The organism is Aeromonas sp. R2-1, from assembly GCF_040908425.1.
Lineage (GTDB): Bacteria > Pseudomonadota > Gammaproteobacteria > Enterobacterales > Aeromonadaceae > Aeromonas > Aeromonas caviae.
The window spans coordinates 1-9,378 of sequence record NZ_JBFODR010000002.1; the positions used below are offsets into that span (position 1 = coordinate 1).

Consider the following 9,378-nt stretch of genomic DNA (forward strand, 5'->3'; position numbering starts at 1 on the left):
GAAGATCAGTGGCAGTTTATCCGCAGCCAGCTGCTGCAAAGCTGAGCCAGCAGACCGCATCAACCAATGCACGTCCGCTCCGAGTTCACAATCAAACCCACTGCCGGGTTTGAAGATCAGTGGCAGTTCATCCGCAGCCAGCAGCTGCAAAGCTGAGTGCGCACATGCCCAGCGTCCCTGCGCCAGCAGGGTTGTGACAAAACGGGAGGCCTTGGCCTCCCTTGCTTTTTGTGGCACAAAAGAAGAGACAAGCACCAGATGCGACCCAGCTTGTCGCGCTCAAGTGTTAGATTCATCTGCCATAAATCTTCACACCAACAGGACATCCTATGGAACCCGAGATCATTACCGAAGCACAGACCTGGCTGACCAACAACCAGGGGCTGATCATCGAGTATGCGGTCAACATCGCCGCCGCCCTGATCACCCTGCTGGTCGGTTACATTGCCGCCAACCTTCTCAGCGGTGGCGTGGTCAAGGTGATGCAGACCCGCAAGCTGGACACCACCGTCACCCACTTCGTCGGCAGCATCCTCAAATACACCATCCTGGTGTTCGTGGTGATCGCCGCCCTGGGCCGGGTCGGGGTGCAGACCGCCTCCTTCGTCGCCATTATCGGTGCCGCCGGTCTGGCCATCGGTCTGGCGCTGCAGGGCTCTCTCTCCAACTTTGCCGCCGGTTTCCTGCTCATCATCTTCCGCCCCATCAAGGCAGGGGAATTTATCGAGGTGGCAGGCACCAATGGCGTGGTGCAATCGGTCCAGCTCTTCACCACCACCCTCACCTCGGGTGACAACAAGATGGTGGTAGTGCCCAACTCCGCCATCCTCAACGGCACCATCGTCAACTACTCGCGCATGGATACCCGCCGCGTCGACATGACCTTCGGCATCGGCTACGGCTCGGATCTCCGCAAGGCCAAACAGATCCTGGAGCGGCTGGTGAGCGAAGAGCCCCGCATCCTGAAGGAGCCGGCAGCCACCATTGCCGTTGCCGCGCTGGCCGACTCCTCAGTCAACATCGTGGTGCGTCCCTGGGTCAAGACCGGTGATTACTGGGGTGTCTGGTTCGACTTCCACGAGAAGGTGAAGCTCACCTTCGACGCCGAGGGCATTGAGATCCCCTTCCCCCAGCGTATGGTTCACATGCAGAAGACGGCGGATTGATCCTCGGTGTGCGTTCTCCAGTGCCAGCCTTCGGGCTGGCACTGTCGTTTCTGCCTTGCTGTGACATGAAAAAAACCGGCCACAGGCCGGTCTTGCGCACCAGATAGCACTGCGTTCTCACCCCAGCCGACATGCGGCCCGGTTGAGCAGGGGCTGCATCAGCACATAGCCCCCCAGCACGGCTCCGATCACCGCCAACACGCGGATCTCCAGCGTCGGCGCCGCATTGGCCAGCGTCAGGGTCAGCAAACCGATGAGGCCGGTGGCGATCAGGCTCAGGGCAAACAGGGATAACAGGGCTTTCATCTCGATCTCCTCATTCCACACCATTGATTCCATACCTTGGCCATCCCTGGGAGATCTCGTCCATTCGGCTCATATGGTAGCCAGCGTCTGTTGTCCACCATTTGCGCCTGCTCAAAAAACCGTCCGATGAGCGTCTGTTGAATACCCTTTGATCTGTCACGCCAGCTTTCCAGAGCCACGGCCGCGCTCCCCTTGAAATGAAAGCCTTTTCAACCCGAACAAGCATGCGCAAACGCAAGATCCCGGGGTACTGGGTGACTCATAATCGCACTGTTTTGGTTGTACACTCCCTCGTTGCAGACAATTGGTAATGCTCTGTTACACGGGGCGCACGGAGTGCCCGGTATAATGCTCGCATAATAAGGTTTGGCGGGAGCCTTGCCTGCAAGGTTCAAACACAACTTGGAAGACTGATAATCCTATGAAAAATATCAATCCAACCCGGACCCAGGCCTGGCAGGCACTGGAAGCCCATTTTGCAGCCAACAAGGAGATGCGTCTCAAGGATCTGTTCGCACAGGATCCCAAGCGTTTTGACAAGTTCTCCCTCACCTTCGGTGGCGACATCCTGGTCGACTACTCCAAGAACCTGATCACCGAAGAGACCCTCAAGCTGCTGGTGAACCTGGCTGGCGAGACCGATCTGCGCAGCGCCATCGACGCCATGTTCAACGGCGACAAGATCAACATGACCGAAGGACGCGCCGTACTGCACACCGCCCTGCGCAACCGCTCCGACCGTCCCATCGAGGTTGACGGCAAGGACGTGATGCCGGAAGTGAACGCCGTACTGGCCAAGATGAAGGGCTTCTGCGAGAAGGTCATCGGTGGCGAGTGGAAGGGCTATACCGGCAAGGCCATCCAGCACGTGGTCAACATCGGCATTGGTGGCTCCGATCTGGGCCCCGTCATGATCACCGAGGCCCTGCGCCCCTACAAGAATCACCTGGAGATGCACTTCGTCTCCAACGTTGACGGCACCCACATCGCCGAGACGCTCAAGAAGATCGATCCGGAAACCACCCTGTTCCTGGTGGCCTCAAAGACCTTCACCACCCAGGAGACCATGACCAACGCCCTGACCGCCCGCGACTGGTTCCTCGGTCATGCCGGTGACAAGGCCCACGTTGCCAAGCACTTCGCCGCCCTCTCGACCAACGGCAAGGCCGTGGCCGAGTTCGGCATCGACACCGACAACATGTTCGAGTTCTGGGACTGGGTCGGCGGCCGCTACTCCTCCTGGTCCGCCATCGGCATGCCCATCGCCCTCTCCCTCGGCTTCGAGCACTTCGAGGCCCTGCTGCAAGGCGCCTTCGAGATGGACATGCACTTCGCCACTGCCGCCTATGAACAGAACGTGCCCGTACTGCTGGCCCTGATCGGCCTGTGGTACAACAACTTCCATGGTGCCGAGTCCGAAGCTATCCTGCCGTACGATCAGTACATGCATCGCTTCCCTGCCTACTTCCAGCAAGGCAACATGGAGTCCAACGGCAAGTACGTGGACCGCGACGGCAATCCGGTTGACTACCAGACCGGTCCCATCATCTGGGGTGAGCCGGGTACCAACGGCCAGCACGCCTTCTACCAGCTGATCCATCAGGGCACCAAGCTGATCCCCTGCGACTTCCTGGCGCCGGCCATCAGCCATAACCCCATCGGTGACCACCATCCGAAGCTCCTGGCCAACTTCTTCGCCCAGACCGAGGCCCTGGCCTTCGGCAAGAGCAAGGAAGCGGTGGAGGCCGAGTTCCTGGCCGCCAGCAAGACGCTGGAGCAGGTCAAGGATCTGGTGCCGTTCAAGGTGTTCGAAGGCAACCGCCCGACCAACTCCATCCTGTTCAAGCAGCTGACCCCGAAAACCCTCGGCTCCCTGATCGCCATGTACGAGCACAAGATCTTCGTACAGGGCGCAATCTGGAACATCTTCTCCTTCGACCAGTGGGGTGTGGAGCTGGGCAAACAGCTGGCCAACAAGATCCTGCCGGAGCTGGGCACCGATGAGGCCGTCACCAGCCACGACGGCTCCACCAACGGCCTGATCAACACCTGGAAAGCCTGGAAGGCCTGATTGCTCCCGCCCTCCAGAATGCAAAAGCCCCGCTCGATGAGCGGGGCTTTTTTATAGGCTTCAATCTGTCTGTTTGCATCATCCGGACGACAGGCCAGGTGTCTAAGCCAGCCAGTAACGGGGATCGTCATCCCCGCCCCTTCCGATGCCGCTCAGCGAAGGCTTAACCGCCGACGGCAATACGCTTCATGTCCTTCATGTAACCACGCAGGGTCTGGCCGATCTTCTCGATCGGGTGGTTGCGGGTCGCTTCGTTGGCAGCCAGCAAGGCCAGGTTGTCCACCGCCTTGCTCTCGGCACGGGCACTGCCCAGGTCCCCTGCTTGCAGGGTCGGCATGAAGTGCTCGCGCAACAGCGGCACGGCGGCGTTGGCGAACAGGTAGTTGCCGTACTCCGCGGTATCGGAGATGACCACGTTCATCTCGTACAGACGCTTGCGGGCGACGGTGTTGGCGATCAGCGGCAGCTCGTGCAAAGACTCGTAGTAGGCGGACTCTTCATAGATGCCGGAGGCCACCATGGTTTCGAACGCCAGCTCGACACCCGCCTTGACCATGGCCACCATGACCACGCCATTGTCGAAGTACTCCTGCTCGGCGATCTTGCCGGCATAGGCAGGGGCATTCTCGAAGGCGGACTTGCCGGTCTCTTCGCGCCAGCCGAACAGCTTGGCATCGTCTTCGGCCCAGTCAGCCATCATGCCGCGGGAGAACTCGCCGGCGATGATGTCATCCATGTGCTTCTCGAACAGCGGACGCATCAGGGTGCGCAGTTGCTCGGAGAGCTCGAAGGCACGCAGCTTGGCCGGGTTGGAGAGACGGTCCATCATCAGGCTGATGCCACCCTGCTTCAGGGCCTCGGTGATGGTCTCCCAGCCGAACTGGATCAGCTTGCCGGCATAGGCCGGGTCGGTGCCCTCGGCAACCAGCTTGTCGTAGCAGAGCAGGGAACCGGCCTGCAGCATGCCGCACAGAATGGTCTGCTCGCCCATCAGGTCGGATTTCACTTCCGCGACGAAGGAGGATTCCAGCACGCCGGCACGGTCGCCACCGGTAGCAGAGGCCCACGCCTTGGCGATGGCCATGCCCTCACCCTGGGGATCATTCTCCGGGTGGACGGCGATCAGGGTCGGTACGCCGAAACCACGCTTGTACTCTTCACGCACTTCGGTGCCCGGGCATTTGGGTGCAACCATCACGACGGTGATGTCGGAACGGATCTGCTGACCCTCTTCCACCACGTTGAAGCCGTGGGAGTAGCCCAGAGCGGCGCCCTGCTTCATCAGCGGCATCACGGTTTTGACTACGTCGGAGTGCTGCTTGTCCGGAGTCAGGTTCAGCACCAGATCGGCGGTCGGGATCAGATCTTCATAGGTGCCGACCACGAAGCCGTTGTCGGTGGCCTTCTGCCAGGAGGCGCGCTTCTCGGTGATGGCGGCCTTGCGCAGGGCGTAGGAGATGTCCAGCCCGGAGTCGCGCATGTTCAGACCCTGGTTCAAGCCCTGGGCGCCACAGCCCACAATCACCACCTTCTTGCCCTTCAGCACGTTGCAGCCGTCCGCGAACTCTTCGCGCTGCATGAAACGACACTTGCCCAGTTGGGCCAACTGCTGACGCAGGTTCAAGGTGTTGAAATAGTTAGCCATGGTGATTGCTCCGTTCGATTGATTCCATGCCGGATAGCGGCGTTGTCGAAACCACTATAGCGCGGGACACTTATTGCCTGAACTGATATATTCGAAACAGTACGTTGCAGGAATTGAAATGTGATTTCCCGTAATCTCCCGCCGCCGAGCCATCGTGCTACAGGGAGCCTGACAACGCCGCAGGAATAAAAAGATGGACCTTCGCAATCTCGAACTGTTTCTCCACCTCGCCGACTCCCTCCACTTCGGCAAAAGCGCCGATGCCATGGCGGTCAGCCCCTCCACCCTGAGCCGCGCCATCCAGCGACTGGAGCAGGAGACCGGCTGCGTGCTCTTCGAGCGGGACAACCGCTCGGTGCGGCTCACCCCTGCTGGTGACAAGCTGCGGGAATTTGGCGGTGCCTTGCTGCAGGAGTGGCGCCAACTCAAGCAGGAGCTCAAGCGCAGCGACGAGCCGCTGCAAGGGCGGCTGCGGGTGTTCTGTTCGGTTACCGCCAGCTACTTTCTGCTACCTGAGGTACTGGAACGCTTTCGTCGCCGTTATCCCCAGCTGGAGATCAAGCTGGAGACCGGCGACCCGGCACTGGCAGTGGACAAGATCCTGGCTGACGAAGCCGATCTCGCCATCGCAGCGAGGCCGGATGCGCTCTCGTCCAAGCTGGAATTCGCCAGCCTGCAACAAGTCCCTCTGGTGTTCATCGCCCCCCGCAATGCCCCCCAGCAGGGTCAGTGGTTCCCCCAGGGCGAACCTGACTGGGAGCGCCTGCCGCTGATCCTCTCCGAACAGGGGCTGGCCCGAAAGCGCTGTGATCAATGGTTTCGCAACAAGGGGATAGCTCCCAACATCTATGCAGAAGTGGCGGGCAACGAGGGCATCGTCGCCATGGTGGCCCTCGGCTTCGGTGTGGGTGTCGTGCCTGCCGCCGTCATCGATCACAGCCCCATGGGGGACAAGGTGCGTGTGGTCGAGCCCAAACCGGCGCTCAAGGCGTTCGACGTCGGCATCGCCGTGCTCAAGAAGCGGCTGGAAGAGCCGCTGATCCGCGCCTTCTGGGACACTGCACGCGGCCAGGGAGGCCTTCGCTGATCCGGCAGGCGTCAGAGCCACAGTGAGTGTCAAATGTATCAGTATGAAAGTGGGGGAGAAGAGGGGACACTGGCCGGCACCATCCAGCCACCATCAAGGAATAGAGCGTGAGCCAGCATCTTGTCGAAATCCGCAGTGCCATCCTGTTCGCAGAATATCTGCAAAGCCTCGGGGTCCAGCGCCATGAACTCGATCGGGAGCAGGAGATCTATCTCCAGGACAGGCACCTCGCCACGGTGCAATGCATTCAGGGGGAGCTGCGCTTTTATCTGCGCGCCAGCGCACTAGCCAGATCGTGATCCGCAATCGGTCACAGAACCCGCACGCAAAGCGTATTAGACTGGCACCATCCGTCCCCCTCGCCCCGGGGGCCACCACGAGGAGTGCCCATGAAACAAAGCGGCCTGGATCGGCTCTTCAAACCTCACTCGATCGCCGTCATCGGCGCCTCCAGTGATCCGCAGAAAGCAGGCCATGTGGTCATCCGGCACCTGCTGGCGGGTCAGTTCCAGGGCCCTATACTACCCGTAGCCCCCCGCAGCCAGGCCATCGCTGGCGTGCTCGCCTATCCGGACATAGAGAGCCTTCCCCTCTCCCCCGATCTCGCCATCGTCTGTACCCGGCGCGAACGGGTACTGCCGCTCATCGAGGAGCTCGGCAAGAAAGGAACCGGAGCCGCCATCATACTGGCCGCCCAGTTCTCCACTGACGAGCGCCTGCGGCTCAAGCATCTGTGCCAGCAATACGGCATCCGGCTGCTCGGCCCCAACAGCATGGGCATGCTGCTCCCCGGGCAGGGTATCAACGCCAGCTTTTCCCCCATTGCAGCGACTCCGGGACAGGTGGCGTTTCTCTCCCAGTCGGCAGCGGTCAGCACCACCATCCTGGATTGGGCCAAGCAGCGCGAAATCGGCTTCTCGGCCTTCATCTCCCTGGGCGATCATTGCGACATCGACTTTGGCCAACTGCTGGATCAGCTCTCCCGGGACGGGACGACCCGCGCCATCCTGATCTACATGGACAAGCTGCACGATGCCAGGCACTTTCTCTCCGCCGCCCGTGCAGCCTCGCGCAACAAACCCATCCTGATCCTCAAGAGCGGTCGGCATGACCCGGCCAACGGTCTCGACAATGTCTATGATGCCGCCATCCGCCGAGCTGGCATGCTGCGCGTCCGGGATACCCACGAACTGTTTGCCACTGTCGAGACCCTGAGCCACTCCCTGACCCTCAAGGGGGAGCGGCTCGCCATCCTCTCCAACGGGCGCGGCCTCGCCAACATGGCCGCAGACGTACTGCTGTCTCGGGGAGGCAAGCTGGCGATGCCACCCCTCGACATCGGCAGCGATGCAGATATCGAGGCCTACAAGAGTGCACTCGAGACGCTGCTCCAAGGGGACAGTGCCGATGCCATCCTGCTGATCCATGCACCGTCCCTCACCGCCCGAGGTGTCACCCTCGCCAGCAACCTGATCGACTTCATCAAGCAGCATCCCAGGGCCAGACGATTCAACATCCTGACCAACTGGGCAGGCGAATACTCCGCCCAGGAGGGGAGACGCCTGTTCAATGAGGCGGGCATCCCGACCTATCGCACCCCGGAAAGCGCCGTCACGGCCTTCATGCACATGGTGGAATATCGCCGCAACCAGAAGCAGTTGATGGAAACACCGGCCTCCCTGCAGGGCGACAGGCTCGATGTCGAGCGCTGCCAGCAGCTCCTTGGGCAAGCGCTGGAGCGCCAGCAGCGGGTGCTGGACACCCACCTGGCCCATCCCATCTTGCAGGCAGCCGGGCTATCCACCCTCGCGACCTGGATCGTTTCCGATGCCATAGAGGCCGCACTGACTGCAGAACAGATCGGCTACCCCGTAGCGGTGAAGCTGCGATCTCCCGACATCGCCCACAAATCCGATGTACACGGTGTCATGCTGAACCTGCGCACCTCGGCGGAAGTCGCCCAGGCGGCGGATGCCATTCTGGACAGGGTACGTCAGCACGATCCTGGCGCCCGCATAGAAGGGCTTCTGGTACAACGCATGGCACGCCGCAGCGGGGGTCTGGAGCTGCGGATCCGTTTGCAGCAGGATCCGGTTTTCGGTCCCGTCATCCTGCTCGGGGAGTCGGGTGCCGAGCCCCGCGAGATGGTCGCGGCCCTTCCTCCCCTCAACCAGGCACTGGCTCGCTACCAGATCATTGGTGCCCTCAAGGATGGCAAAATCCGCGAGCAGGCCAGTCCAGTACGGCTCGATATCGACGCCCTCGGCCAGGTGCTGTGCCAGCTCTCCGAGCTGCTGCTGGCCTTCCCCGAGATACAAGAACTGGATCTGCACCCGCTGCAGGCCTGTGGTGAAGAGATGGTGATCCTGGATGCCCGGCTCGTCCTGGCAGAGCGAGGACAACAAGTGCTGCCACTGGCCATTCGCCCCTATCCCACCGAGCTGGAAGAGGGTGCCTGGCTGAAAGATCAGAGTCATGTACTGCTGCGCCCCATCCGCCCCGAAGACGAGCCGGCCCACAAGCAGTTCGTGCGGCAGGTGTCTGATGAAGACAGGTACAAACGCTTCTTCGCCGACGTGGGGGAGCTGGGGCATGAGGAGCTGGCCCGCATGACCCAGATCGATTATGACCGGGAAATGGCCTTCGTCGCCGTGGGTCAGGACGGCCCTTTCAGCCAGCAGATCCTGGGAGTAGTGCGAGCCATTGCCAGCCCGGATCAATCGGATGCGGAGTTTGCCATCCTGGTCCGCTCAGACTTGAAAGGGCTCGGACTCGGCAAGTTGATGATGGAAAAGATCGTGCGCTATGCCAGAGAGCGTGGCATAGGCCAGCTCTCTGGCATGACCATGCCCAGCAATCGCGGCATGATCAATCTGGCCAAACGGCTCGGTTTCAAGATCGATATTCAGCTGGAAGATGGGATAGTCAACATGGAGCTGCCCTGTGCTGATCAGGTTGTATAACGATACAATTGTGGTGGTAAATCAACCAGATATGGATGGATAACGTGAACTTCAGGCAATAAAAAACCCCGCTCGAGTGAGCGGGGTTTCTTGTATTGGGTGCCTGGCAGTGTCCTACTCTCGCATGGCGAATGCCACAC

At 60.8% G+C, this 9,378-nt stretch carries 7 protein-coding genes and 1 pseudogene; 6 read left to right on the top strand and 2 right to left on the bottom strand.

Annotation, left to right across the window (positions count from 1 at the left end):
- Positions 1-72: 72 nt before the first annotated feature.
- Positions 73-156, top strand: a pseudogene (locus AB5Y80_RS00085) (nucleoid occlusion factor SlmA); the annotation flags it as partial.
- A gap of 173 nt (positions 157-329) precedes the next feature.
- Positions 330-1,166 (top strand): mechanosensitive ion channel domain-containing protein, encoded by an 837-nt coding sequence (locus AB5Y80_RS00090; RefSeq protein ID WP_368172370.1) that lies wholly within the window; start codon positions 330-332, stop codon positions 1,164-1,166.
- A gap of 117 nt (positions 1,167-1,283) precedes the next feature.
- On the opposite strand, the gene AB5Y80_RS00095 is transcribed toward AB5Y80_RS00090, so the two are convergent.
- Positions 1,284-1,472: a holin gene (locus tag AB5Y80_RS00095; RefSeq protein ID WP_368172371.1), complete on the bottom strand. Its 189-nt coding sequence runs from the start codon at positions 1,470-1,472 to the stop codon at positions 1,284-1,286.
- A 421-nt stretch (positions 1,473-1,893) separates the two neighbouring features.
- On the opposite strand from AB5Y80_RS00095, the gene pgi reads away from it, so the two are divergent.
- Complete coding sequence (pgi, locus tag AB5Y80_RS00100) at positions 1,894-3,543, top strand: glucose-6-phosphate isomerase (protein WP_368172372.1); 1,650 nt, start codon at positions 1,894-1,896, stop codon at positions 3,541-3,543.
- Between the two features lie 163 nt (positions 3,544-3,706).
- Here the strand turns inward: pgi and ilvC are convergent, their stop codons facing one another.
- Complete coding sequence (ilvC, locus tag AB5Y80_RS00105) at positions 3,707-5,188, bottom strand: ketol-acid reductoisomerase (RefSeq protein WP_041214215.1); 1,482 nt, start codon at positions 5,186-5,188, stop codon at positions 3,707-3,709.
- A gap of 193 nt (positions 5,189-5,381) precedes the next feature.
- Here ilvC and ilvY point away from each other — a divergent pair, with 193 nt between their 5' ends.
- The 3 genes from ilvY to AB5Y80_RS00120 all read left to right on the top strand — a co-directional run bounded on the left by ilvY (position 5,382) and on the right by AB5Y80_RS00120 (position 9,238).
- Positions 5,382-6,275 (top strand): HTH-type transcriptional activator IlvY, encoded by an 894-nt coding sequence (ilvY, locus tag AB5Y80_RS00110; RefSeq protein WP_010676123.1) that lies wholly within the window; start codon positions 5,382-5,384, stop codon positions 6,273-6,275.
- A gap of 107 nt (positions 6,276-6,382) precedes the next feature.
- Positions 6,383-6,574, top strand: a complete 192-nt coding sequence (locus AB5Y80_RS00115; RefSeq protein WP_010676124.1) for a hypothetical protein — start codon at positions 6,383-6,385, stop codon at positions 6,572-6,574.
- 90 nt (positions 6,575-6,664) lie between these two features.
- Entirely contained in the window at positions 6,665-9,238 is a 2,574-nt protein-coding gene (locus tag AB5Y80_RS00120; RefSeq protein WP_183149090.1) for a bifunctional acetate--CoA ligase family protein/GNAT family N-acetyltransferase, read from the top strand.
- Positions 9,239-9,378 lie beyond the last annotated feature (140 nt).

What these genes read in the sequence shown, in the direction of transcription:
- AB5Y80_RS00090 (WP_368172370.1), top strand. Translation starts at nt 330, where the DNA reads ATGGAACCCGAGATCATTACCGAAGCACAGACCTGGCTGACCAACAAC.
- AB5Y80_RS00095 (WP_368172371.1), bottom strand. Translation starts at nt 1,472, where the DNA reads ATGAAAGCCCTGTTATCCCTGTTTGCCCTGAGCCTGATCGCCACCGGC.
- pgi (WP_368172372.1), top strand. Translation starts at nt 1,894, where the DNA reads ATGAAAAATATCAATCCAACCCGGACCCAGGCCTGGCAGGCACTGGAA.
- ilvC (WP_041214215.1), bottom strand. Translation starts at nt 5,188, where the DNA reads ATGGCTAACTATTTCAACACCTTGAACCTGCGTCAGCAGTTGGCCCAA.
- ilvY (WP_010676123.1), top strand. Translation starts at nt 5,382, where the DNA reads ATGGACCTTCGCAATCTCGAACTGTTTCTCCACCTCGCCGACTCCCTC.
- AB5Y80_RS00120 (WP_183149090.1), top strand. Translation starts at nt 6,665, where the DNA reads ATGAAACAAAGCGGCCTGGATCGGCTCTTCAAACCTCACTCGATCGCC.